General features: G+C 71.0%; 24 protein-coding genes. 6 read left to right on the top strand and 18 right to left on the bottom strand.

All coding sequences use genetic code 11. The features are described 5' to 3' along the window. Positions 1–21: 21 nt before the first annotated feature. The gene (locus L0984_RS26310) at positions 22–999 is read right to left on the bottom strand and encodes a Bug family tripartite tricarboxylate transporter substrate binding protein (RefSeq protein WP_234197321.1); all 978 of its coding nucleotides are present in this window, start codon (positions 997–999) and stop codon (positions 22–24) included. Continuing rightward, positions 996–2321: a homogentisate 1,2-dioxygenase gene (gene hmgA / locus L0984_RS26305; protein WP_234197320.1), complete on the bottom strand. Its 1326-nt coding sequence runs from the start codon at positions 2319–2321 to the stop codon at positions 996–998. Before hmgA ends, L0984_RS26310 begins: the two co-directional genes overlap by 4 nt. Positions 2322–2487: 166 nt before the next feature. Here hmgA and L0984_RS26300 point away from each other — a divergent pair, with 166 nt between their 5' ends. Together L0984_RS26300 and L0984_RS26295 are read left to right on the top strand one after the other, a co-directional pair. Then, a complete protein-coding gene (locus L0984_RS26300) occupies positions 2488–3300 on the top strand; it encodes an IclR family transcriptional regulator (protein ID WP_255697629.1) in 813 nt (270 codons plus the stop codon). Positions 3301–3447: 147 nt separating this feature from the next. Continuing rightward, a complete protein-coding gene (locus L0984_RS26295) occupies positions 3448–4980 on the top strand; it encodes an EAL domain-containing protein (RefSeq protein WP_234197317.1) in 1533 nt (510 codons plus the stop codon). Positions 4981–5088: 108 nt separating this feature from the next. Here the strand turns inward: L0984_RS26295 and pyrF are convergent, their stop codons facing one another. The 5 genes from pyrF to L0984_RS26270 form a co-directional block, all read right to left on the bottom strand. Beyond that, positions 5089–5916, bottom strand: a complete 828-nt coding sequence (pyrF, locus tag L0984_RS26290) for an orotidine-5'-phosphate decarboxylase (RefSeq protein ID WP_234197316.1) — start codon at positions 5914–5916, stop codon at positions 5089–5091. Positions 5917–5927: 11 nt separating this feature from the next. Beyond that, the gene (locus L0984_RS26285) at positions 5928–6914 is read right to left on the bottom strand and encodes a uracil-DNA glycosylase family protein (RefSeq protein WP_234197315.1); all 987 of its coding nucleotides are present in this window, start codon (positions 6912–6914) and stop codon (positions 5928–5930) included. Between the two features lie 70 nt (positions 6915–6984). Continuing rightward, entirely contained in the window at positions 6985–7524 is a 540-nt protein-coding gene (rimI, locus tag L0984_RS26280) for a ribosomal protein S18-alanine N-acetyltransferase (RefSeq protein WP_234197314.1), read from the bottom strand. After that, positions 7521–8219 (bottom strand): tRNA (adenosine(37)-N6)-threonylcarbamoyltransferase complex dimerization subunit type 1 TsaB, encoded by a 699-nt coding sequence (gene tsaB, locus L0984_RS26275; RefSeq protein ID WP_234197313.1) that lies wholly within the window; start codon positions 8217–8219, stop codon positions 7521–7523. Before tsaB ends, rimI begins: the two co-directional genes overlap by 4 nt. After that, positions 8212–9252, bottom strand: a complete 1041-nt coding sequence (locus L0984_RS26270; RefSeq protein WP_234197312.1) for a DMT family transporter — start codon at positions 9250–9252, stop codon at positions 8212–8214. Before L0984_RS26270 ends, tsaB begins: the two co-directional genes overlap by 8 nt. Positions 9253–9309: 57 nt before the next feature. Between L0984_RS26270 and dacB the strand changes: the two genes are divergently transcribed. Continuing rightward, complete coding sequence (gene dacB, locus L0984_RS26265) at positions 9310–10800, top strand: D-alanyl-D-alanine carboxypeptidase/D-alanyl-D-alanine endopeptidase (RefSeq protein WP_234197311.1); 1491 nt, start codon at positions 9310–9312, stop codon at positions 10798–10800. 46 nt (positions 10801–10846) lie between these two features. Beyond that, on the top strand, positions 10847–11626 hold the full coding sequence (locus L0984_RS26260; protein ID WP_234197309.1) for a toll/interleukin-1 receptor domain-containing protein: 780 nt from the start codon (positions 10847–10849) through the stop codon (positions 11624–11626). Positions 11627–11657: 31 nt separating this feature from the next. Here the strand turns inward: L0984_RS26260 and L0984_RS26255 are convergent, their stop codons facing one another. The 3 genes from L0984_RS26255 to purE form a co-directional block, all read right to left on the bottom strand. Further along, a complete protein-coding gene (locus tag L0984_RS26255) occupies positions 11658–12656 on the bottom strand; it encodes an L-threonylcarbamoyladenylate synthase (protein WP_234197308.1) in 999 nt (332 codons plus the stop codon). A 7-nt stretch (positions 12657–12663) separates the two neighbouring features. Then, positions 12664–13809: a 5-(carboxyamino)imidazole ribonucleotide synthase gene (locus tag L0984_RS26250; protein ID WP_234197409.1), complete on the bottom strand. Its 1146-nt coding sequence runs from the start codon at positions 13807–13809 to the stop codon at positions 12664–12666. Positions 13810–13874: 65 nt separating this feature from the next. Next, positions 13875–14435: a 5-(carboxyamino)imidazole ribonucleotide mutase gene (gene purE / locus L0984_RS26245; protein ID WP_234197307.1), complete on the bottom strand. Its 561-nt coding sequence runs from the start codon at positions 14433–14435 to the stop codon at positions 13875–13877. Positions 14436–14522: 87 nt separating this feature from the next. On the opposite strand from purE, the gene L0984_RS26240 reads away from it, so the two are divergent. Then, positions 14523–15428 carry a tetratricopeptide repeat protein gene (locus tag L0984_RS26240; RefSeq protein WP_234197306.1) on the top strand — a complete coding sequence of 302 codons (906 nt, stop codon included), beginning with the start codon at positions 14523–14525 and terminating at the stop codon, positions 15426–15428. A gap of 84 nt (positions 15429–15512) precedes the next feature. Here L0984_RS26240 and L0984_RS26235 read toward each other — a convergent pair whose 3' ends face one another. The 8 genes from L0984_RS26235 to L0984_RS26200 all read right to left on the bottom strand — a co-directional run bounded on the left by L0984_RS26235 (position 15513) and on the right by L0984_RS26200 (position 22640). Continuing rightward, complete coding sequence (locus tag L0984_RS26235) at positions 15513–16532, bottom strand: alpha/beta hydrolase (protein WP_234197305.1); 1020 nt, start codon at positions 16530–16532, stop codon at positions 15513–15515. A 280-nt stretch (positions 16533–16812) separates the two neighbouring features. Further along, on the bottom strand, positions 16813–17451 hold the full coding sequence (locus L0984_RS26230; protein ID WP_234197304.1) for an MBL fold metallo-hydrolase: 639 nt from the start codon (positions 17449–17451) through the stop codon (positions 16813–16815). Positions 17452–17533: 82 nt separating this feature from the next. Then, positions 17534–17932, bottom strand: coding sequence for a PaaI family thioesterase (locus tag L0984_RS26225; protein WP_234197303.1), 399 nt, complete (start codon positions 17930–17932; stop codon positions 17534–17536). 11 nt (positions 17933–17943) lie between these two features. Further along, positions 17944–18915, bottom strand: a complete 972-nt coding sequence (locus tag L0984_RS26220) for a tripartite tricarboxylate transporter substrate binding protein (protein WP_234197302.1) — start codon at positions 18913–18915, stop codon at positions 17944–17946. Between the two features lie 13 nt (positions 18916–18928). Then, on the bottom strand, positions 18929–19777 hold the full coding sequence (locus tag L0984_RS26215; protein WP_234197301.1) for a fumarylacetoacetate hydrolase family protein: 849 nt from the start codon (positions 19775–19777) through the stop codon (positions 18929–18931). 33 nt (positions 19778–19810) lie between these two features. Continuing rightward, positions 19811–20566 (bottom strand): IclR family transcriptional regulator, encoded by a 756-nt coding sequence (locus L0984_RS26210; protein ID WP_234197299.1) that lies wholly within the window; start codon positions 20564–20566, stop codon positions 19811–19813. A gap of 24 nt (positions 20567–20590) precedes the next feature. After that, on the bottom strand, positions 20591–22090 hold the full coding sequence (mhpA, locus tag L0984_RS26205; protein WP_234197298.1) for a bifunctional 3-(3-hydroxy-phenyl)propionate/3-hydroxycinnamic acid hydroxylase MhpA: 1500 nt from the start codon (positions 22088–22090) through the stop codon (positions 20591–20593). After that, positions 22083–22640 (bottom strand): VOC family protein, encoded by a 558-nt coding sequence (locus L0984_RS26200; RefSeq protein WP_234197296.1) that lies wholly within the window; start codon positions 22638–22640, stop codon positions 22083–22085. The genes mhpA and L0984_RS26200 overlap by 8 nt, the downstream gene beginning before the upstream one ends. Before the next feature lie 144 nt (positions 22641–22784). Between L0984_RS26200 and L0984_RS26195 the strand changes: the two genes are divergently transcribed. Beyond that, the gene (locus tag L0984_RS26195) at positions 22785–23774 is read left to right on the top strand and encodes a Bug family tripartite tricarboxylate transporter substrate binding protein (protein WP_234197295.1); all 990 of its coding nucleotides are present in this window, start codon (positions 22785–22787) and stop codon (positions 23772–23774) included.

Below are 23774 nucleotides of genomic sequence, written 5' to 3'. Positions count from 1 at the left end.
GAAAGAAAGTTGTGCGAAGGGTCAGTCGGCGGTCATGCCCGCCTTGCGGGCCACCTCGCCGAGGCGCTGGTATTCGGACTGGCTGAGCGCGGCCAGTTCCTCGGCCGTGCTGGCACGCGGCGTGAAGCCGGCCTGCAGCAGCTTGTCGCGCACCGCGGGCTCGGCCAGGGCTTCGGCGAAGGCCTGGTTGAGCGTCTTGACGATGGCCGGCGGCAGATTGGCCGGGCCATAGACGCCGAACCAGGGCTCCAGCGCATAGCCCTTAAGGCCCGTCTCGGCGATGGTCGGCACGTCGGGCAGCGAGGGCGAGCGCGTCGGCCCGGCCACCGCCAGCGCGCGCAGCTTGCCGGCCTGGATGTGCGGCAGCGAGGCCGGCAGGTTGTCGAACATCACGCCGACCGTGCCGCCCAGCAGGTCGGTGATGGCCGGGCCGCTGCCCTTGTAGGCCACGTGCGTGAGCTGGGTGCCCGTCATCTGCGCGAACAGCACGCCGGCCAGGTTCATCGAGGTGCCGGCGCCGGCCGTGGCATAGGGCAGGCCGGGCGTCTTATTGGCGGCGGCGATCAGCTCGGGCACTGACTTGATGGGCGAGCTGGCCGGCACTTCGAGCACGATGGTCGAGGTGCCCAGCAGGCCGATGGCGGTGAAGTCCTTGCGCGGGTCGAAGGGCACCGACTTGTAGATGTGCGGATTCAGCGCATTGGTGGAGATGGCGCCGAAGCCGATGGTGTAGCCATCGGCCGGGGCCTTGGCCACCACGTCCATGCCGATGTTGCCGCCCGCGCCGCCGCGGTTGTCGACGACCACCGGCTGGCCCAGCTTCTCGGCCACGCGCTGGCCGACGGTGCGCGCCACCAGGTCGGTGGTGCCGCCGGCCGTGTAGGGCACGATGAAGCGGATCGGCTTGGCGGGGAAGTCGGCAGCGTGGGCCAGCAGCGGCAGGGCCAGGGCGGCCGTGGTGGCCAGCGCCGCACGGCGGGTGAGGAGGGGATGTCTCATGCTTTGAATTTGTCCTTGAGTCCCGCCCAGCAATCGGCGTAGTCGTGGTCCAGCGGCGCGGTCTCCATCGCGAAGGCGGTGGGAACGAAACGGTAGCGGCTCTCGAACATGAAGGCCAGCGTGTTGTCCAGCTTCTGCGGCTGCAGGGTGGCGCTGGAGGCCTTCTCGAAGGCCTCTTCGTCCGGGCCGTGCGGCACCATGGCGTTGTGCAGGCTGGCGCCGCCGGGCTTGAAGCCGCCCGGCTTGGCGTCGTACTCGCCGTACACCAGACCCATGAACTCGCTCATCAGGTTGCGGTGGTACCAGGGCGGGCGGAAGGTGTCTTCCATCACCAGCCAGCGCGGCGGGAAGATGACGAAGTCGCAGTTGGCGGTGCCCGGCGTGTCGCTGGGCGAGGTGAGCACCGTGAAGATGGACGGATCGGGATGGTCGAAGCTGATCGAGCCGATGGTCATGAAGTTGACCGTGTCGTACTTCACCGGCGCCAGGTTGCCGTGCCAGGCCACCACGTTGAACGGCGTGTTGCTGGCTGGCGCGCGCCAGAAGCGGCCGCCGAACTTCTTGATCAGCTCGTAGGGGCCGGCGACGTCTTCGTACGCGGCCACGGGCGCCAAGAAGTCGCGCGGATTGGCCAGGCCGTTGGAGCCGATGGGCCCCAGCTCCGGCAGGCGGAACTGCGCGCCGTAGTTCTCGCACACGTAGCCGCGCGACGGGCCGGCGCCGGCCTCGGTGTCGGGCAGCGCCACCTTGAAGGCCAGGCCGCGCGGCAGCAGGGCGATCTCGCCCGGCTTCACGTCGAGCACGCCCAGCTCGGTGGTGATGCGCAGGCGCCCCTGCTGCGGCACCACCAGCAGCTCTCCGTCGGCATTGACGAAGGCGCGGCGGTCCATCGACTTCGTGGCCAGGTAGACATGGGCGGCCACGCCGGTCTGCGCATCGGCATCGCCATTGGCGGCCAGGGTGCGCATGCCTTCCACGAAGTCGGCCTCCACGCCGGCCTCGAAGGGGATCGGGTGCCAGCGCAGCGGCTCGGGTGCCAGGGCAGCGCCACGGTCGCCGCCGGTGGTCCACAGCGGCTGGGCCCAGGCCTGGTAGCGGCCGGCCACCACGCTGGGCTGCCGGCGGTACATCCAGCTGCGGCGGTTCTGGTGGCGGGGCGCGGTGAAGGCGGTGCCGGACATCAGCTCGGGGTAGAGCTGCAGCGGCGCGCGCTGCGGGCTGTTGCGGCCCTGGGGCAGCGCACCGGGCACGGCCTCGGTGGCGTATTCGTTGCCGAAGCCGCTCTGGTAGCGCAGGGAGGAAGAGGGGTCGGAGGCAGTCATGGGAATCCTCGCAAGGTGGACGGACCGGGGCCGCAGGGCCATGCGATCCGGGTTGGCTCCAATTAGTTTTAATGAAACGAGTTCGACTATGCCGAACTGGCGGCGAGTGTAGGCCGCGCATCTGGTAATGTCTAACGATTTACAAATCAACGAATCTGGGCGGGTGATGGCGGAAGACGGCGAACGCGGCGCGCAGCGCGGCATCCAGAGCATCGAGGTGGGCGGCACCCTGCTGCAGGCCCTGGTGCACACCGGCCGGCCCATGCCGCTGAAGGCGCTGGCGCAGGAGGCCGGCATGACGCCGGCCAAGGCGCATCCCTATGTGGTGAGCTTCGGCCGGCTGGGCCTGATCGAGCAGGACGGCGCCACGGGCCATTACCAGCTCGGCCCGCTGGCGCTGCAGCTGGGGCTGATCGCCATGGCGCAGACCAACCCCGTGCAACTGGCCACGCCGGTGATCGAGGGGCTGGCCCGGCGCACCGGCCACACGTTGGCGCTGGCGGTGTGGGGCGAGCGCGGCGCCACCATCGTGCGCACGGCCGAGTCGCCTGCGGCGGTGCATGTGGCGATGCGCCATGGCACCGTGTTCTCGCTCGCCGGCACGGCCTCGGGCCGGCTGTTCGGCGCCTACCTGGACGAAGCGGTCGTGCGCGCCGCGCTGGAGGCCGAGCGGGCCCGCGCGCAGCCGGGCGAGGCCGGCATGCCCGCGCCTGCGCCGCTGCCCGACTGGAACGCCTTCGAGGGCCAGCTGCGCGAGGTGCGCGCGCGCGGCCTGTCGCGTTCAGAGGGCGAGGTGCTGCCCGGCATCAGCGCCATGGCCGCGCCGGTCTTCGACGCGGGCGGGCGCATCGTCATCGCGCTCACGGCCATCGGCGCCTCCGCCGTCTTCGACACGCGCTGGGACGGCCGCCTGGCGGCGGTGCTGCGCGAGGCGGCGGCCGACATCTCGGCGCGCCTGGGCGCCCGCCGGCCCGGCTGACGTCCTGCTGCGGCATTGCTGCGGCATTGCTGCAACGGCGCCCCCCATAAGGCGGGTGCCCGCCGCGCAGAGAGTCGCTGGCCGCGGCGATACTCGCGCTTTTCTCCAGACGACGGTCCTGCGGCCGTCCCCCTCTTGCCCGCGCCCATGTTCAGAAAGCCCCTGACGCGCCATGTTCTCTGCATGTCCGGAGGGGCGGTGCTGGCCGTGGTGCTGTGCCTGGCCTTCGGCGCCTGGTCCGTGCAGCGCGACCGGGCCGAGCAGGCCGGCGAACTGGCCGACAGCTACGTCAACCTGGCGCGCCGGATCACCGGCGAGGCGGTCGAGACCATCGACGCCATCCATGCCGAGCCGGCCGAGTGCGGCCCCCAGGAAGTCGCGCGCCTGCGGGCCCTGGTGCTCAACAGCCGCTTCCTCAAGGCCGCTGCCCGGCTGGAGAACGGGCAGGTGGTCTGCAGCTCGATCATCGGCCGCGTGGATCCGCCGGCGCAGCCCCCGCGGGTGGACCTGGCCGGCGACGGCGGCCGGCGCATCTCCTTCAACGTGCCCGAACTGGGTGCGCCCGGCAGCCGCTCGATGGTCATCCGCGAAGGCAATGCGATGGTCTCCATCCATGCGCGCACCTTCATCGACCTGGCCGACCCGCGGCTGGACTTCGCCCTGGTGGCCAAGGACGGCGACGTGGGGCGGCTGCTGTTCACCAACACGCCCGCGCTGCAGGGGCTGGAGCGCGTCTCCGGCACCGAACCCACGCTCACCTTCAACGGCCAGCGCTACCAGGTGCGCTGCCTGCAGGCCTACACCGGCTGCATCGTGGCCACGCTGCGGGTGCCGCAGGGCGTGTGGGGCTCGCCGGTGATGATCGAGATGGGGGCCTTCGGCCTCCTGCTGGGCCTGAGCGGCGGCTTTGCGTTCAGCGCCTTCCTGGGACGCTCACGCTCGCTCAGCCGCCAGCTGCTGCTGGCCATGCGCAGTGGCGAGCTGCGCGTGGTCTACCAGCCCATCGTGCGCCTGTCCGATCGCCGACGCGTGGGCGCCGAAGCCCTGCTGCGCTGGACCGATGCCACTGGCAAGCCGGTGAGCCCCGACGCCTTCATCAGCGAGGCCGAGCGCAACGGCATGATCGGGCAGGTCACGCGCTTCGTGATCAGCCGCGTGCTGGAGGACCTGGGCGACGGCCTGCGCCGGCGGCCGGACTTCCAGGTCACGGTCAACGTCTCGGCCGACGACCTGATGGACAGCGGCTTTCTGCCTTTCCTGTCGGCGCGGCTGCAGGCGGCGCGGCTGCAGGCCTGCAGCATCGGGCTGGAGCTGACGGAGCGCACCACCGCCAACAGCCGCGAACTCAGCCGCGCCATCGCCCGCGTGCGCGAGGCGGGGCACAAGGTCTACATCGACGACTTCGGCACCGACTATTCGAGCCTGTCGTACCTGTCTCGCCTGCGGGTGGACGCGATCAAGATCAACCGCACCTTCATGCAGGCGCTGCACGACCAGAGCGACCAGGACACCATCGCGCCGCAGATCGTGGTGATGGCCGAGGTGCTGGGCCTGACCATGGTGGTCGAAGGCATCGAGGAAGAGCAGCAGGCCGCCTACTTCCACACCCTGGCGCCCGACGCGCTGGCGCAGGGCTGGCTGTTCAGCAAGCCGGTGGAGGCGTCGCTGCTGTTCAGCTGACACCCCCCGCCGCTGACACCCCCCGCTTCGGGGAACGGCGGCGATGACTTCAAAGCCCCTCTCCCCTCGCGGGAGAGGGGTTGGGGAGAGGGGGGCACCCCCCCAACCTCAACCCTGCTTCGCCGCCTCCAGCACGTCCCGCGTGCGCTCGGCCTCGCGGCGGGCGGCGGCGGCGAAGTCGACGCCGCTGCTGGCGTAGCAGATGGCGCGGGAGGAGTTCACGATGATCGGTGCGTCCTCGCGCCAGCCGGCGCGCACGGTGGCCACCGCATCGCCACCCTGGGCGCCCACGCCGGGGATCAGCAGCGGCACCGTCGGCGCCAGCTCGCGCACGCGGCGGATCTCCTGCGGATAGGTCGCGCCCACCACCAGGCCGAGCTGGCCATTGAGGTTCCACGGCCCCTGCGCCAGCGAGGCCACATGCTCGTACAGCAGCGGCTGGCCCGGCACGTCGGCCAGGCGCTGGCTCTGAAGGTCGTCGCCGCCCGGGTTGCTGGTGCGGCACAGCAGGAAGGCGCCCTTGTCCGGGTAGCGCAGGTAGGGCGAGACGGAATCGAAGCCCATGAAGGGCGAGAGCGTCACGGCGTCGGCGCCGTAGCGCTCGAAGGCTTCGGCCGCGTACTGCTCGGCGGTGGAGCCGATGTCGCCGCGCTTGGCGTCGAGGATGACCGGCACCTGCGGCGCCACGGCCCGCATGTGGGCCATCAGCCGCTCCAGCTGGTCCTCGGCGCGGTGGGCGGCGAAGTAGGCGATCTGCGGCTTGAAGGCGATCACCAGGTCGGCCGTGGCCTCGACGATGGCGGCGCAGAAGTCGTAGATGCGGCGCGGGTCGCCCTTCATGCCCTCGGGGAAGCGGGAGGGTTCCGGGTCCAGCCCCACGCACAGCATGGAGCGGTTCTGGCGCTGCGCGGCCTGCAGCTGATCGAGGAAAGACATGGGGCGGGATTCTAGGAGCCGCCCTCCGACGCTCGGGGGGCGGCGGCGATCCGCTCGAACTCGGCGGCGGCCAGGCACAGGTCGGCCCAGGCGCGCGCCTTGTCGGCCGGCGTGCGCAGCAGGTAGGCCGGCGCATAGCTGGCGACCACGGCGGTACGGCCGTCGGCGCAGCGGCCGATCTGGGCGCGCAGCCGGCCCAGCGGCTGGGCGCCCAGCAGCTGCTGCGCCGCCAGCGGGCCCAGCGCCAGCACCATGCGTGGCGCCAGTTCGCGGCAGGCATGGCCGAAGCCGGCCTCGAAGGCTTCGTCGTCCTGGCCCTCGGGCACACCGGGGGCGGGGCGGTGCACGCGCTGCAGGTGCACCGGTGTGGGGCCGGCGTGCAGGCGCAGGGCGCGCAGCATCTGGTCGAGCAGGCGGCCGGCGTCGCCGGCGAAGGCAGCGCCATGGCGGCCATCGGGGCCGGGCGGCATGTCGACCAGCACCAGCCAGCCTCCCGGTGCGGGCGCGTCGCCGCCGGCGCCGGCCGGCAGGTACAGGCGCTGGGCCGGCTCGATGCGCACGGCGGGGGCGGTTCCGGCCCGTGCGGAGGATGCGCCGGTTCGTGGGGCCGGGGACGCCGTGGCGGAGGAGGGCGCCTCGGCCGCCGGACGGCGACCGGGCGTGGAGGAAGCCGGCGCCTCCTGGCGCACGGCTGGTGGCGCTGCCGCGGAAGGCGGCATGTCCTCCGGCGGCACGTCGTCGATCCATGCGGGCGGGCCGTCGTCCGAAGGCGGCGTGTGGGACGTGTCGGCGCCCGGCCGATCCATCGGCGGGCGGGCCGCGCGGGCGACCGCGGGCTCGCCAATGTGCTCGCCGGCAAGCGCAGTGGGCTCGGTGGCCTGGGCTGTCTCAGCCGCAGCGACCGGTGCCGCCACCTCCGCCGTCTGCACCGGCCACCAGACCTTGACGCCCATCTCCTCCAGCATGGCGCGCTGGCGCGCATCGAGCATCAGGCTCATCTCGGGCTTCCTGGGCGTGCGAACGCGCGTGCGTGCGGCGCGCCCTGTTGAATGGGGGCGGAGGACGGTGTCACGGGGCCGTGCCCTCCAGCCGCAGGCTCATGACGATCGCGTCCTCGCGACGGCCGGGCGCGGCCGGGTAGTAGCCCTTGCGCTGGCCCACGCGGCGAAAGCCATGGCGTTCGTAGACCTGCTGGGCGCGCGTGTTGCTCACCCGCACCTCCAGCCACAGCCAGCCGGCGCCCTGCGCGCGCGACCACACGCCGAGCGCCGTGAGCATCAGCGCCGCCCAGCCCTGGCGCTGGAAGGCCGGCGCCACGGTGATGTTGAGCAGATGCACCTCGTCCACGCCTTTCATGGCGACGAAGTAGCCGATCAGCGTATCGCCCTGCGGACGCGGCGCGGCGCCGTCGGCGCCGAAGCCGGGGGCCTCGGGCGGCGTGGGGCCGACCAGGCACATGCAGTGGTAGCCGGCATGCATCGAGTCGATGAAGTTGCCCCGCGTCCAAGGATGGGTGTAGGCCTGCTGCTCGATGGGCAGCAGCGCGTCGAGGTGGGTGACGCGCATGGGCTCCAGGCGCGCCTCGGGCAACTGGGGCAGGGCGCTCATGCGGGCGTCGCTCCGATGGTGGCCGCGGCGTTCCTGATCGCCTCGCGCTCGGCCGTGGTCTGGGCGACCTTGTCGCGCACGTACAGCGGCTGGGCCTCGGCGGCCGGCACGGCGCGGCCGGCGGCGAGCATGGCCGGGGCCAGGCGCAGCAGGGCGGTGGCAGTGGGCAGACAGGCATGGCGCGGTGCGTCGGCGGGCAGGCGCTCGCCATAGGCCGCGAAGGCGTTGCCGGCCAGCAGGAAGCCGGGCGGCACCTGCACCTGCTCCGGCGCCATGAGGCGCGGCGCCTCGCAGTGGCCGGCGGCGGTGTCGCAGGCAGCGGCATAGACCTCGTCCATGCGCGCATCGAGCACCGCCATCACCTGCGCCGCGCCGGTGGCATGGCGGGCCTCCTCGGCCACGGCGTGCAGCGTGTCGATGGGCAGCACGGGAATGTCCGCCCCGTAGCCCAGGCCCTGCGCCACCGCACAGGCGGTGCGCAGGCCGGTGAAGGCGCCGGGGCCGCGGCCGAAGACGAGGGCCTGCAGCCCGTGGAGCGTCAGGCCGGCCTCGGCCAGCAGTTCGTGGATCAGCGGGATCAGCGCGGCCGAGGCCTGGGCGCCGCCGGCCTGCGTGCGGGCGACCACGCGATCACCGTGCTGCACGGCCACCGACAGCGTGTCGGTGCTGCAATCGAAAGCGAGGAGTTCAGGCATTGCAACCCTTGGCCGTGGCACGGGCCGGCACCGCGGCGGACGCGGCCGGCGCCTTGCGCTGCACGCCCAGCAGGATGCCGAGGGTCACCAGCGCCAGCCCGGCCAGCAGGCCCGGATGCAGCGGCTCGTCGAGGAAGAACACCGCCGACAGTGCCGACAGGCCCGGCACCAGCGCCGTGATCATGGTGGTGCGCACCGGGCCGAAGTAACCGATCATCTTCGTGAAGGTGATGCCCGAGATCACCACCGAGCCGATGCCCTGGAAGGCCATCTGGAAGGCGATGTCGCCCCAGGGCGCCGTGGTCAGCCGGCTGGGGATCACGCCCGTCCACGCCAGAAGCAGGTAGAGCGGCACATAGGTGAGCAGCGCGAACATGGTGATGGCGATGGTGGCGCGCACCGCGTCCAGCGCATGGCGACGCACGATGACGCCGTAGCAGGCCCAGCAGAAGGCGGCGGACATGAAGAGCAGGTCGCCCTTCCACAGGTGGTTGCCGGCGCCGCCCGCCTCGGCATCGCCGAAGGCCTGCAGCAGGCTGCGCCCACCCACCATCAGGTCGCCCGCGACGATCAGGCCCAGCCCCGCGGCCCGCAGCGGCGTGATGCGGTCGCGCAGCACCACGGCCGCCAGCAGCGCCGTCCACAGCGGCAGGCTGCCGGGCATCAGCACGGCGGCATGGCCGGCCGGCGCGAAGAAGAAGCCCGAATACGCGAGGCCCGCATAGAGCACCGCGCCGAAGATGCCGGCCAGCGCGCTCAGCCGCAGCGAGAGCGGCGACAGGCCGAACAGCGACCCGGCATTCGCGTCGCCCGCCCGCCGGGCCTGCGCCACCAGCCAGGCGCCCCAGGGCGCAAGCACCACGCTGGCGCCCACGATGCGCGCCAGGCCGATGTCCAGCGGCGCCAGGGCGCGGCCCGCGGTGGCGCGGGAGATGACGATGAAGCCCGTCCACACCAGCACGGTGATGACGGCCGAGCCGACACCCACCGCCCGGGGAGACAGGCGCAGGAGCGGTCGGTCGGCAGCAGGCATCGGGCGATTATCGAGGGGCGGCCTTGCGGACGCAGTCGCTCCCGATAATCCCGCCGCATGCCTGAGTGCTGCCTTTCCCGCCTTTCCCTTCTTCGCCCTTCCTCCCGCCTGCAGGCCGCCCTGCTGGCCGTTTGCGCGCTGGTCGCCGTGCCGGCCGCCATCGCGCAGCCTGCCGCCAGCGCCGCGACGGCCGCCCCCCTGCCCTCGACCGCCCTCCCACCCTCGGTCGAAGCCGCCCTGGCCCGCGCCAAGGTGCCGCGCGATGCCGTCACCTTCTTTGTGGCCGACGCCGAGGGTCGGCAGCCGCCGCGCCTTGCCTGGCGGGCGCAGGAACTGGTCAACCCGGCCTCGGTGATGAAGCTGGTCACCACCTACGCCGCGCTCGACCTGCTGGGCCCCGCCTACACCTGGAGCACGCCGGTCTACGCCGACGGCGCCGTGGTCGACGGCACGCTGCAGGGCAACCTGTACCTGCGCGGCCAGGGTGACCCCACGATGGTGGTCGAGCGGCTGTGGCTGCTGCTGCGCCGCGTGCAGGCCCTGGGCATCCGCCGCATCGCCGGCGACGTGGTGGTCGACCGCAGCGCCTTCGATGCCGGCGTCGAAAGCGACCCGGCCGCCTTCGACGGCGAGCCGCTGCGCCCCTACAACGCCTCGCCCGACGCCTTCCTCGTCAACTTCCGCTCGGTCACGCTGGACTTCACGCCCGAGGCCGGCGGCCGCTTCGCCGTCGTCAGCGCCGAACCGCCGCTGGCCGGCGTGAGCTTTCCGGCGCGCGTGCCGCTGAGCACCGGCGAATGCGGCGACTGGCGCACCGCGCTGCAGGCCGACTTTGCCGACCCGGCCCAGCCGCGCTTCGCCGGCGCCCTGCCGGCCGCCTGCGGCGCGCGCAGCTGGCCGGTCGCCTGGCCCGACCCGCAGCGCTTCGGTCTGCGCGCCATCGGCGGCCTGTGGCAGCAGATGGGCGGCCAGATCGACGGCCAGCTGCGCTTGGGTGCCGTGCCGACGACCGCGCGCCTGCTGTTCGAGGCCGCCTCGCCGCCGCTGGGGCAGGTGGTGCGCGACATCAACAAGTACAGCAACAACGTGATGACCCAGCAGCTCTTCCTGACGCTGGGCCTCACGCAACGCCAGCGCGGCAGTTTCGACGCCGCGCGTGCGGCCGTGCGGCAATGGTGGACCTCGCGCGTGGGCGGTGCCGAGCCGGCCCCGGTGATGGTCAATGGCGCCGGGCTGTCACGCGAGGACCGGCTCACCGCCGCCGGCCTGGCGCGCATGCTGCAGGTGGCTTGGCGCTCGCCGGTCATGCCCGAACTGATGGCGTCCTTGCCCGTGATGGGCGTGGACGGCACGCTGCGCAACCGGCCGGCGACCACGTCGGCGCACCTCAAGACAGGGAGCCTGCGCGACGTGGCGGCGATTGCTGGCTATGTGGATGGCGCTGGCGGGCGCCGATGGGTGGTCGTCGGCATTGCCAACGATCCGGTGGCGGGTGCCGCGCGGCCGGCGTTCGATGCGTTGGTGGAGTGGGTGGCTCGGCAGAACTAAGTCAGTGACTCCGCCCTTTTTAGCGCAAGGCAGGCATAGGATTCGTATGAAATTCAACTCAGAGAATTTCGAGTATGGTCCGGTTGTTGTTATTAAAGGGGCTCATCAAGGCCGAATCGGAATGCTCGACGATGAGACCTTCGAAAAAGGTCGATTGCATGGGATTGTGTATTTTGGCGGTTTTGGTTTGACATTAAGTTATCGGCGTATCCCAATAACATATTTGCGCAGACCAACCAGTATGGATTTGCTCAGCCGCCACGAAATAGTGTGGAGAAGATTAACATCTTATTCCCCATCTCCTGCCCTGGGGGAGGAGCGAATAGGCCTTCTGGAAGAATACTCTTACATTGCCAGCTTACTAAATCAAAAAATGTTTGAGGCACAATTCATGCATAAACACGACGGCGCTTCGATATTTCTGTCACATTCTTCCGCCGATAAGAATTTTGTAAAAAGCCTTGCTGTCGATCTTGCAGAGATGGGGCATCGACCTTGGGTAGACGAGTGGCAAATATTGGGAGGTGAATCGATACCGACCAAGATCGCCGAGGGTTTGGCTAGCGCTGATTACGTTCTTTTGGTGCTTTCCAAAAAATCTGTGGCATCGAAGTGGGTCGAAAATGAATGGCAGGCTAAACATTGGGACGAGATTAGTTCCCGCCAAATCTATGTAATCCCTATTTTGATAGAGGATTGCGAGATTCCAACTCTTCTTAAAATGAAAAAGTACATAGACTTTAGAGAAGACTATGACTTTGCCCTCGAGCAGCTTGGCCTGAGTTTGAGAGGCCACACAGCGAAGCGGCGCCCAAATAAAGGCTAGGGGTTGCCTGACTCGGGTTTTACGTGTTGATTTAAGCCGCCGCGCGCATCAGCCGATCCCGCACACCTTCCCACTCCGGCGTCTCCGGCGGCGTCTCGATCCAGATCAGCTTGGCGCCTTCGTCGTCGAACTGCCGCAGCAGCGCAAAGAGCTGCCGCGCCGCCTCGGTGGCGTCGTCGGGCATGCGGCGCAGGATCAGGCGCTGCGAGCGGCTCTTGAGCGGCGTGCGCGACCACACGGCGATGTGGGCGGCCTGCGCGCCCAGCACGTCCAGCGCGGACTGCAGCATGCGGCCGTCCATCAGCCGCACCTTGGCCGCGGGCGCGTAGTGCGACTCCAGCGTGCCGGAGGCGCGCGGGTCGGGCTGGGCCAGCTCGGCCTGGCTGCGCAGGCGCTCGCCGGCCACGCGCTCGATCTGCGCGCGGGTGATGACGCCCGGGCGCAGCAGCACCGGCGCGCCGCGGCTGCAGTCGACGATGGTCGATTCGATGCCGACGGTGCAGGGGCCGCCGTCGACGATCAGCAGGTCGTCGCCGAACTCGCCGGCCACATGGGCGGCGGTGGTCGGGCTCACGCGGCCGAAGCGGTTGGCGCTGGGGCCGGCCAGGCCGGGCACGCCGTGGCGGGCGCAGGCATGCAGCAGCGCCTGCGCCACCGGGTGGTCGGGGCAGCGCAGCCCGATGGTGTCCTGCCCGCCCGCGGCGGCCGCGCCCACGCCGGGCTGGCGGGTGGCGATCAGCGTCAGCGGGCCGGGCCAGAAGGCGTCGGCCAGCGCGCGCCCGAAGGCCGGCAGCGGCTGCGCGAAGCGCGACAGTGACTCGGCCTGCCGCAGCCCGTCGGGCAGGTGCACGATCAGCGGATGGTCCGAGGGCCGGCCCTTGGCGCGGAAGATGCCGCGCGTGGCGTCGTCGTTGGCGGCGTCGGCGCCCAGGCCATAGACCGTCTCGGTGGGAAAGGCCACCAGCTCGCCCGCCCGCAGCGCGAGCGCGGCGCGTTCGATGGCGTGGCTGTCCTGGCCGTCGAGGATCATGGCGGGCTCAGCAGGCGGAGCTGTCGGGCAGGCCGAGCAGCGCCGCGGCCTGTGCAGCGGCGGCGCGCACGCCGGCAATGTCGGCGCCGGTGATGTTCAGGTGCCCCATCTTGCGGCCACGGCGCGCCTCGGTCTTGCCGTAGAGGTGCAGATGCGTGCCCGGCAGGGCCAGCACCTGGGCCCAGGCCGGGTCGCGCTGCTGGTCGCTGCCGTCGGCGAACCACAGGTCGCCCAGCAGGTTGAGCATGATGGCCGGGCTGTGCTGGCGCGGTGCCACCAGCGGCAGGCCGGCCAGGGTGCGCACCTGCAGGTCGAACTGCGAGACGTCGCAGGCGTCCATGGTGTAGTGGCCGCTGTTGTGCGGGCGCGGCGCCATCTCGTTGGCGACCAGGCTGCCGTCCTCCAGCATGAAGAACTCCACGCACAGCACGCCCACGTAGCCGATGCCGTCGGCGATGGCGCGCGCGGCCTCGACGGCGCGCTCGGCCACGGCGGGCGGCAGGGCCTGGTCATGCACCTCGGTCACGGCCAGGATGCCGCCGCGGTGCAGGTTGCGCTGGGGCGGAAAGTGCACCGCCTGCCCGTCGTGGCCGCGGGCCACGATGACCGAGCATTCCAGCGCCAGGGGCAGGCGCTTTTCGAGCACGCAGGACACGCGGCCGGTGGCTTCCCACGCGGCGGCGAGTTCGGCCAGGGTCTGCACGCCCTGCTGGCCCTTGCCGTCGTAGCCCATGCGCGCGGTCTTGAGGATGCCGGGCAGCAGCTCGGCCGAGACGGCCGCCAGGTGGTCGGCGTTCTCGATCACCGCGTAGGGCGCGCAGCCGATGCCGCTGGCGGCGCTGCAGCGCACGAAATGCGCCTTCTCGCGGATGCGGTCCTGCGCGATGGCCACGGCATCGGCCGCGGGCGCCACCGGCACGTCGCCGGCCAGCGTGGCCAGGGCCTGGGCCGGCACGTTCTCGAATTCGGTGGTGACGGCATCGGCCAGGCGCGAGAGGCGGCCGAGGGCGTCGCTGTCCAGGTAGTCCGCATGCAGGTGGTGGTGGCTGATGCGGCCGGCGGGGCTGTCCGGATCAGGATCGAGCACCGCGGTGAAGTAGCCCGTGGCCTGGGCCGCGTGCACGAACATGCGGCCCAGCTGGCCGCCGCCCATCACGCCCAGCGTGCTGCCGGGCAGCAGCGGCAGGGTCTTGCGGCCCGGGGCCAGGACCTTGGGGCTCACAGCGCGCCTCCGCCCTGGGGCGAGAACACGGGCGCCGCCGCAGCGGCGGCCGGTGCGCCTTCGGCCGGTGGGGGCAGCGTCATGGCCTCGGCCACGCGGGTCTGGGCGGTGCGGAAGTCGTCCAGCTTCTGGCGCAGGGCCGGGTCGTTCACCGCCAGCATGGCCACCGCGAACAGCGCCGCATTGGCCGCACCCGCGGTGCCGATGGCGAAGGTGCCGACCGGAATGCCCTTGGGCATCTGCACGATGCTGTAGAGCGAATCGACGCCCTGCAGGTGGCGGCTGGCCACCGGCACGCCCAGCACGGGCACCGTGGTCTTGGCGGCCAGCATGCCCGGCAGATGGGCGGCGCCGCCGGCCCCCGCGATGATGGCGGTCAGCCCGCGCGGGGCGGCGCTTTCGGCATAGGCGAACAGGGCGTCCGGCATGCGGTGCGCCGAGACGACGCGTGTTTCGTGGGCAATGCCGAATTGCTGGAGAATCTCGGCCGCATGGCGCATCGTCTCCCAGTCGGAGTTCGAGCCCATGACCACGCCGACCTGGATGGTTTCACTCATCTTTCAATTTTACGTTTCGGTCCCACCTGGAACGGGAATCTGAATCGGCCGGGCGCCCGGCCATCCCCCAACGACGCAGCCTCACCCATGATCGACATCACCCTCGACAACTTCCAGACCGAACTGGTCGAAGCCTCGCTTGCCACGCCGGTGCTGCTGGACATCTGGGCCGAATGGTGCGGCCCCTGCAAGCAGCTGGGCCCGGTGCTGGAGAAGCTGGAGGTCGAATACGGCGGCCGCTTCATCCTGGCCAAGCTCGACGCCGACAAGGTGCCGCAGATCTCCAGCCAGCTGTCGCAGATGTTCGGCGTGCGCAGCATTCCCTTCTGCGTGATGTTCTCCGGCGGCCAGCCGGTGGACGGCTTCGTCGGCGCGCTGCCGGCCGACAAGATCCGCGAGTTCCTGGACAAGCACGTGCCCGGCGCCGATGAGCTGGCCGCGCAGCAGGAGGAAGAGGCCGCGCAGGAGGCCCTGGCCGAAGGCGACACCGACAGCGCGCTCGAGAAGCTGCAGCATGCCGTGGCCACCGACCCGTCCAACGACGATGCCCGCTTCGACTACGTCAAGCTGCTGCTGCAGATGGGCCGCACGGACGACGCCAAGGTGGCCTTCGCGCCGGTGATCGACCGTCGCTCGCTGGTGCGCCGCTTCGACTCGCTGCAGCGCTGGATGGACGCGCTCGACGCCGCCGAGGGCGCCGACATCGCCGCGCTGGACGCACGCATCGCCGCCAACCGCCGCGACTTCGACGCCCGCTACGCCCGCGCCCAGGCGCTGGTGGCGCAGCAGCAATGGACCGAGGCCATGGACGAGCTGCTCGAGATCCTCATGCGCGACAAGGGCTGGAACGAGGAACTGGCCCGCAAGACCTACATCGCCATCCTCGACGTGATCGAGCCGCCCAAGCCCAAGGTGGCCGAAGGCCAGATCCCGCCGGACGATCCGGTGGTGGCGACGTACCGCCGCCGGCTGTCGAGCGTGGTCCTGAGCTGATCGCGCGGTTCGCCCGCCCATGAAAAAAGCGCCTCGATGCCGAGGCGCTTTTTCTTTGCCCGCGCGCAGGCGGGTGGGGGCGAGTCAGCCCAGGGCGGTGCGCAAGCGGTCGCCCGCGTAGGCCATCGCATCGCGCGCCTTCTGCAGCACGGCCGCGCCGCCGAAGAACTCGTGCGCCACGCCTTCGTACTCGCGGCGCTCGACCGGCACACCGGCATCGCGCAGGGCCTCTTCCAGTTTGGCACCGTCGCTGCGCAGCGGGTCCAGGCGCGCATTGATGATCGTCACCGGCGGCAGGCCGGCCAGATCGGCGTCGATGAGCGACAAGCGCGTGTCCTTGAGGTCTTCTTCCGAGTTGACGAGGTGGTCCACGAACCACTTCACCATCGCGCGGTTCAGCGGCTTGGCGATGGCGTTCTCGAGGTACGACTCGGTATTGAGGCTGGTCTGCGCGACGGGGTAGACCGACAGCACATGGCGCGGTGCTGGCAGGCCCGCATCGCGCACGGCGATGGCCGTGGCCACCGCCAGGTTGCCGCCCGCGCTTTCGCCGGCCAGAGCCAGACGCACCGGGTCGCCGCCCAGCGAGGCGGCGTTCTGGCCGAGCCAGCGGTAGGCGGCCAGCGCGTCGTCCCAGGCGGCGGGAAAGCGGTGCTCCGGCGCCTGTCGGTAGTCGACGGACACGACGATGGCGTTTGCTGCCTTCGCCAGGCCGCGGGCGCCGGCGTCATAGACCTCCTTGTCGGCGATCACCCAGCCGCCCCCGTGAAAGTACAGGATCACCGGGAAAGGGCCCACACCGGCGGGTGTGTAGACGTTGGCGGGCAGGGCACCCACCGCGCCATCGACGGTGATCCGCTTGAGCGTCACGCCGGGTACGAGCACTTCGGGGTCGGCCGATTCGCCGCGCTTTTGCAGCAGCGTGACCACGGCGTCCTTGGCGGTCGGTTGCTGCCGGGCTTCGGTGACGTCCAGCTTCTCGATGGCCTTGGGATTCAGCGACTCGTGCGCCTTGGCCAACTCCAGCTGGTCGTCATCGGCGCGCAGGGCGGCAATGGCATTCGAGGCGGCATTGAGGATGGGATTCGGCTCGCCGTTGCTCATGGGCGGTGTTCCTTGTGGTGTAAGCGGCAGGGCCGCAGCCCTGAGGGGTCTGCGGGACTGGCATGCACCTTCAGCGAGTCCGGTTGGCGGTCGCGTGCGCGGTCAGGACCGCGCGACGTAGGCGGGGGCTCGCGCCGCCGGTGGGCATGGCGCCCTGCGCCCGTGACGGACAAGCCGCGCAGCCCGTCTTTGCGGGTGTGCCGCCTGCACCCTAGCCCGCCATCACATCGCTGGTCGGCGTTCGCGCCCCCTGGAAATGGAAAAGGCCGCCGGCTGCGCCTCAGGTGCCCTGCACATAGGGATTGCTCTGGCGCTCGCGACCGAAGCTGCTTTCCGGCCCATGGCCGGGGATGAACACCGTCTCGTCGCCCATGGGCCACAGCCGCTGCACGATGCTGTCGATCAGCTGCGGATGGCTGCCGCCCGGAAAGTCGGTGCGGCCGATGCTGCCGGCGAAGAGCACGTCGCCCACGAAGGCCCGCTGCGCGCTGGCCGAATGGAAGACCACATGGCCCGGCGTGTGCCCGGGGCAGTGGCGCACCGTGAGCGTCTCCTCGCCCAGCGTCACCGTGTCGCCGTCGGCCAGCCAGCGCGTGGGCCTGAAGGCCCGGGCGGGCGGAAAGCCGAACATTGCGCTCTGCTGCGGCAGGCCGTCGATCCAGAACTGGTCACCCGGGTGCGGTCCCACGATGGGCAGGCCCAGGCGCTCGGCCAACTCGCCGGTGCCGCCGGCATGGTCGATGTGCGCATGCGTGAGCCACAGCTGCTCCAGTGCCAGGCCGCGCGATTCGGCAGCGGCGACCAGTCGGTCGATCTCGCCGCCCGGGTCGATCAGCGCGGCCTTGTTCGTCGCGTCGCACCAGACGAGCGAGCAGTTCTGCTGGAAGGGTGTGACGGGGAGGATTTGGTAGCGCAGCATGGCGAAGGCGGTCGTGGGTCGGAGCCGGCGATTGTCGCGACGGCCATGCCCGACATGGGCGGCCGCAACGCCCGACCGCCTCTCAGCCCGCGCGTGCGCCGACGACGCGGCAGCAGGCCGTGGCCCGCGCCACCTCGGTGCCGGCCTGCGCAAGCACCGCCTCCACGTAACAGATGCTGCGTCCGCCGCCCACGATGGCCGAGCGGCCCTGCAGGCGGCCGGGTCGGGCCGGCGCGAGGAAGCTCAGGTTCAGCGTCAGCGTGACCACGCCGCCGCCTTCGCCCGCGCGGGCGTCGACGACGGCAGCGCACAGGTCGTCCAGCATGGCGGCGAGCATGCCGCCCTGCACCGTGCCCGCCGGGTTGAGGAAGGCGGCGGTGGCCTCGTACTCGGCGGCCAGCGTGCCGGCCGTGGTGTCCAGGGCGAGCAGGCGGCCACCGAGCAGGGTGGCGATGGGCGGTTCGGGGCGTCCGGGCAGCATGCGTTTCTCCTTCAGGGGGCGGCGAGCCCCAGCCGACGCAGTGTCGCGGCCTTGAGGCGGCTGTCCTCGCGCAGGTGGCGCTCGAAGTCGGCGGCGGGGCGGAAGTCCACCACCTGGTTCGCGCGGCGGGCCCAGTCCTGGTAGCGCGGCGAGGCCACAGCCTGCCGGCACGCGCCCTCCAGCCGCTGCACCACCGCGTCGGGCGTGCGGGCCGGCACCAGCACGCCGCCGAAGCTGGCCTGCACCACGTCCACGCCCGCTTGCTGGAGCGTCGGCACCTCGGCGAAGGCGGGATGGCGCCGGTCGGCATAGACGGCCAGCAGGCGCAGGGCGCCGCTGCCCAGCTGCCCGGTGATGGAACTCACCAGCACCGCGCCGAAGCCCAGGCGCCCGGCCATCAGGTCCTGCAGCATCGGCGCGTCGCCCTTGTAGGGCACGTGCGTCAGGCTGACGTGCGCCACCGCCTCGATGTCCGCCGTGCCCAGGTGCGGGATGGAGCCCGTGCCCGAGGTGCCGTAGCTGATGGCGCCCGGCTCACGCCGGGCCGCCGCCAGCAGGTCGGCCACGCTGCGCCAGGGCGAGGCCGCCGGCACCGCGATGGCGAAGATGTTGTCGAACACCTGGCACACGGGCCGGAAGCTGTCGAGCCCGTAGTTCAGCCGGAGCCGGTGCGGTTCGCTCGACAGCGGCACCGCCGGCGTGAAGGCCAGCGTGTAGCCGTCGGGCCGGGCCGCCGCCACTGCGTTCAGGCCGATGGTGCCGGCCGCGCCTTCGCGGTTGCTCACCACCACCGGCTGGCCCAGGGGCTCGGCCAGGGCCTCGGCGAGGTTGCGGGCGTTGAGGTCCAGCCCGCCGCCTGCAGCGAAGGGCACCACCATCTGCAGGGGCCGCTGGGGAAACTCCTGCGCCGGGGCGCCGAGCGAAAGGGCGGCCAGCAGCAGGCCGAGCGCGGCCCGCGCGCCGCGATGCAGCACGTCGTTCATGGGCGCGCCGCCCTCACTCGTCGCGGATGCCGTTGCGCAGCACGCCGATGGCGTCGACCTCGATCTCGCACACGTCGCCCGGCTTCATGAACACGGGCGGGGTGCGCTTGTTGCCGACGCCGCCGGGCGTGCCGGTGACGATCACGTCGCCCGGCTCCAGCGGGATGAAGGTGGAGATGTAGGCGATCTGGCGCGGGATGCTGTGCACCATCATGTCGGTGGTGGCGCGCTGCATCTCCTGGCCATTGAGGCGGGTGACCAGCGTCATCTTCTGGTCGGGCGCGATCTCGTCGGCCGTGACCATCCAGGGGCCGAAGGCGCCGGTCTTCCAGAAGTTCTTGCCGGGCGCCCACTGCGAGGTGTGCAGCTGCCAGTCGCGCACGCTGCCGTCGTTGTAGCAGCTGTAGCCGGCGATGTGCGACCACGAATCCGCCTCGCTGATGTGGCGGCCGCCCCGGCCGATGACGATGGCGATCTCGCCTTCGTAGTCGAGGCGCTCTGAGGCCCTGGGCCGCACGATGTCCTCGCCATGGGCCAGCTGCGAGTCGGCCACGCGCAGGAAGATCACCGGCTTCTCGGTCTCGGTTTTGCCTGTCTCGCGGATGTGCTCGCCGTAGTTCAGGCCGATGCAGAAGATCTTGCCGGGGTTGGGGATCACCGGCAGCAGCGTCACCTCGGACAGCGGCAGCGTGGCGCGGGCGGCCTCGACATGCGCGGCGGCCTGCGATGCCAGGCCGGCGGCGATGAAGGCCTTGAGGTCCGGCGCCTGCGCGCCGAACACTGCGCGCAGGTCGACCACGCGGTCGCCGACGATGGCGCCATAGCCGTCCTGGCCGTTGTACTGGTAGCTGATGAGTCTCATGGGGATTCCTTGGGAAGGGGAGGGAGGGTGGTGCTAGGCCAGCCGACCTCCGATCCGCGTCGCGGCCTCGGTGATCAGACGGACCATCTTTTCAAGGTCGACGATCGCCAGGCGCGAGGTATCGAACACGAGGGAGATGGCGGCCCAGGCGCCGCCATCCGACTTGAGAACGGGCGCGGCCACGGCCGCCAGCTGGGGCTCCAGCTCGCCCTTGGAGACATAGTGGCCCGCCTTGCGGATGGCCGCGAAGTGGCGCCGGAACTCGGCCCAGTCGCCGGGCAGGCCGCAGCGCAGGGCCTCGTCGCGGCGCGCGTCGAACAGCTTCCTGAGCGGCGCCGTGCCCAGCGTGGCGAGCAGCACCTTGGGCGCCGCGCCCTGGAACAGCGGCCGCGGCCGGCCGCGCGTGTAGGCCAGCGTGGCGGGCGCGCCGCCCATCTCGCGGTGCGTGTCCAGCACCTGCTGGCCGAAGGCCTCGGTCACCACGCAGTCGAAGCCGGTGGCATCGACCAGCTCGCGCAGCACCGGCAGGCCCACCTTGAGCACCGGGTCGGCGCGGCGGATGTAGTGGTCCAGCAGGATGATGCGCGGACCCAGCGCGTAGTGCGAGTCCTCCACGCGCTGCAGCAGCCCCACCTGCAGCAGCTGGCGCACGTAGCGGTAGCTGGTGGGCAGCGAGACCTCCAGCGCCTTCGCGATGTCCTCCGCGGTGCGGGTGATGTGGTGGTCGTCGAAGAGGTCGAGCACGCCCAGCATGCGTTCCAGGCTGGACGAGGGCGAAGGTTCGGACAAGGTGGGGCCCCGGGATGTGGGTCGTCATGGCGCCACCGGGAGGTACTGGGAGATGCGGTCCAGCTCGGAGCCCGTGCGCGCCACGCCGACGATGTAGCGGTCGGGCCGTAGTATCACGGCGCCCGCCTGGTGGCGGCGCAGCCAGTCCGCCAGCGGCGGGTCGGGCTCGTCGATGACCAGGGCCTGGCTGCGGGCCCAGCGTTCGGCGGTGCCTGGGGCCGCGGCGGCCAGCAGATCGCGCCGGCCGATCACCGCGCTGCGGCGGCCCAGCAGCTCGTCCAGCAGCCGGCCGTCGGCCAGCCGCGGCTGGGGAAAGGGCCGGCCCGCCAGGTCCTGCTGCAGGATGTCGAAGGCGCCTGCGCCCAGCAGCTGCGGCGGCAGCTCGAAGACCTCCGGCGCGCCGGTCGCGAAGCGCGCGTCGCGCTCGGCCGCCGCAGCCGGGTCGGTGGTCTGGATGATGTCGCCCAGGCGCACGGCCAGCTCGATCAGGGCGCGCACATGCGGTTTGCGCTCGGATTCGTAGGTGTCCAGCAGCGCCTCGGGTGCGCGGCCGGCCAGCACCGCGTCCAGCTTCCAGGCCAGGTTGGACGCATCGCGGATGCCCGCGCACATGCCCTGGCCGAGGAAGGGCGGCGTCTGGTGGCAGGCATCGCCCGCCAGCAGCAGCCGGCCCTGGCGCCAGCCGTCGGCGATCACCGAATGGAAGGTGTAGATGGCGGCCCGCTCCAGCCGGGCCTGATCCGGCCCTACCCACGGCGCGACCAGCTTCCACAGGTTGTCGGGTTGCACCATGGCCTCGCGGTCGTCGCCGGGCAGCACCATGATCTCCCAGCGACGGCGGTTGCCCACCACGTTGCAGTAGGTCATGGGCCGGCGCGGGTCGCAGTGCTGCACGGTGTGCGGCGGCAGGTCCACCGGCTCGGTCAGCACCACGTCGAACACCAGCCAGGGCTGGCGCAGGCCCAGGTCCACCATCGGGCTGCCCATGTGCTGGCGCACCGGCGAGCGGGCGCCGTCGCAGCCCACCACCCAGCGGGCGCGGGCCTCGAAGCTGCCGCCGTCCTGGCCCTGGCGGCCGTGCAGCGTGGCGCCTTCGCCGTCCATGTCGATGGCGGTGAGGATGGTCTCCAGCCGCACATGCACGTTGGGAAAGCGCGCCAGGCCTTCGCGCAGCACGGCCTCCAGCTCGGGCTGGTGGAAGTAGTAGTTGTTGGCGCCGCCGTGCGGCCCCAGCGCCGCGGTGCCGCCGCGGATCAGCAGCGTCTGGCCCGCCGCATTGACGAAGTGCATGCCCTGCGTGCCCGGCCGCGAGATGGCCAGCACCTGTTCGCGCAGGCCGGCCGCCTGGAAGATGCGCAGCACCTCGCCGTCGTAGTGGATGGCGCGCGGCAGGGGAAAGATGTCGCGTTCCTTCTCGACCACCAGCACCGAGCGCCCGGCCGCGCCCAGCAGGTTGGCCAGCGTGGCGCCCGTGGGGCCCAGCCCCACGATGGCCACGTCGTAGACGGGCACCGGCTCAGCCATGCTGGTCTTCCTGCATGCGGCGGGCGACATCGGCCTGCCATTGCGCCCGGCTCATGAATCGGGGGAAGCGCTTCGCGATGGCCTCGGCCTGCGCCAGGATGGCCTCGTCGCTCTGGGCGAGGTCGATGGGCTCGCGCAGCGGCTGCTCGCAGTACCAGGGCGTGTCCATGAACAGCTCCAGCCGGTTGCCCTCCGGATCGCGGCAGTAGACCGAGACGGCATTGCCGTGCGTCACCGGCAGCATCTCGCTCGCGCCCTCGGCCAGCAGCCGGTCATGGAAGGCGCGCAGCGTCGCCACGTCGGGCACGCGGAAGGACAGCTGGTTGACCACGTTGAAGGCCATGTCCGCCGGCCGGCCGGTGGCCAGCACCAGCTGGTGGTGCTCGCTGGGATCGCGGCTCAGGAAGATCAGCTGCACCGGGCCCAGGTCGCCCGCGTCGGTCTGGGTGAAGCGCAGGGCGCGCTTGTAGAAGCCGGCCATGCGGGCCAGGTCGGTGACGTACAGGCCGATGTGGCTGAACTGCAGCTGTAGGGGTGTTTGAGGGGTCAACTTTGTCTCCGGGCGAGAACGGAAGGCCTGGCAGGCCATTCGACTGGATGAATCGTATTGTGATTATCGTATTTTGACAATAAACAATGTATTCGTATGATCCGACCCCGTGCAATCGGCACGCGTTCGCAAACGGAGACATTCATGACCTTTCTCAAGAGGCTCGCCGCCAGCGCGGCCGCTCTGCCGCTCGTGGCGGCCTTCGCCCTGGCGCCCACCGGGGCCGCCGCCCAGCCTGACTACCCCACCAAGCCGGTGCGCATCATTGCCCCCTTCCCGGCGGGCAGCGGCCCCGACGCCAACGCCCGCGAACTGGCCGCGGAGCTCACCAAGATCCTGGGCCAGTCCTTCTATGTGGAGAACCGGCCGGGCGCCTCCAACATCATTGGCACCGAGGTGGCGGCCAAGGCCGCCAACGACGGCTACTCGCTCTACATCGGCACCACCAGCTCGCTGTCGGTCGTGCCGCACCTCTACGGCAAGCTGCCCTTCAATGCCGAGCGCGACTTCGCGCCCATCAGCCTGCTGGGCGTGCTCAACACGGGGCTGATCGCCACGCCCTCGGTGCCGGCCAAGGACGCGCGCGAGCTGGTCGCCCAGCTCAAGGCCAAGCCCGATTCGGTGACGGTGGCCACGCAGGGCATCGGCAGCTATTCGCACCTGTCGGCCGTGTGGTTCAACAGCGTGGCGGGCGTGAAATCGAACCTGGTGCCCTACAACAGCAACAGCCCCTACGCCGACCTGCTGGCCGGGCAGATCCAGCTGATGTTCGACGGCCTGCCCGCGGCGGCCACCAACGTGCAGGCGGGCAAGCTCAAGCTGCTGGCCATCACCGGCCGCGAGCGGCATCCGAGCTTTCCCAACGTGCCCACCTTCGCCGAGCAGGGCCTGCCCGACTACACGCCCATCGCCTGGCAGGGCCTGCTGGCGCCGGCCGGCACCGCGCCGGCCATCCTGGAAAAGCTCAGCGCCGCCATGGCCAAGGTCTGCCAGTCGCCCGAGCTGGCCAAGAAGTGGCGCGACTACGGCGGCGAACTGCGCTGCAACACGCCCGCCGAGTTCACCGCCTTCATCCAGGCCGACCGTGCGATGTGGGGCAAGGTCGTGCGCGCCGCGGGCGTGAAGCTGGACTGA

The organism is Pseudacidovorax sp. NFM-22 (assembly GCF_021401245.1).
Taxonomy (GTDB): domain Bacteria; phylum Pseudomonadota; class Gammaproteobacteria; order Burkholderiales; family Burkholderiaceae_C; genus Xenophilus.
The sequence above is the reverse complement of the archived record's forward strand: the minus strand, read 5'-3'. Positions and strand labels throughout refer to the sequence as shown.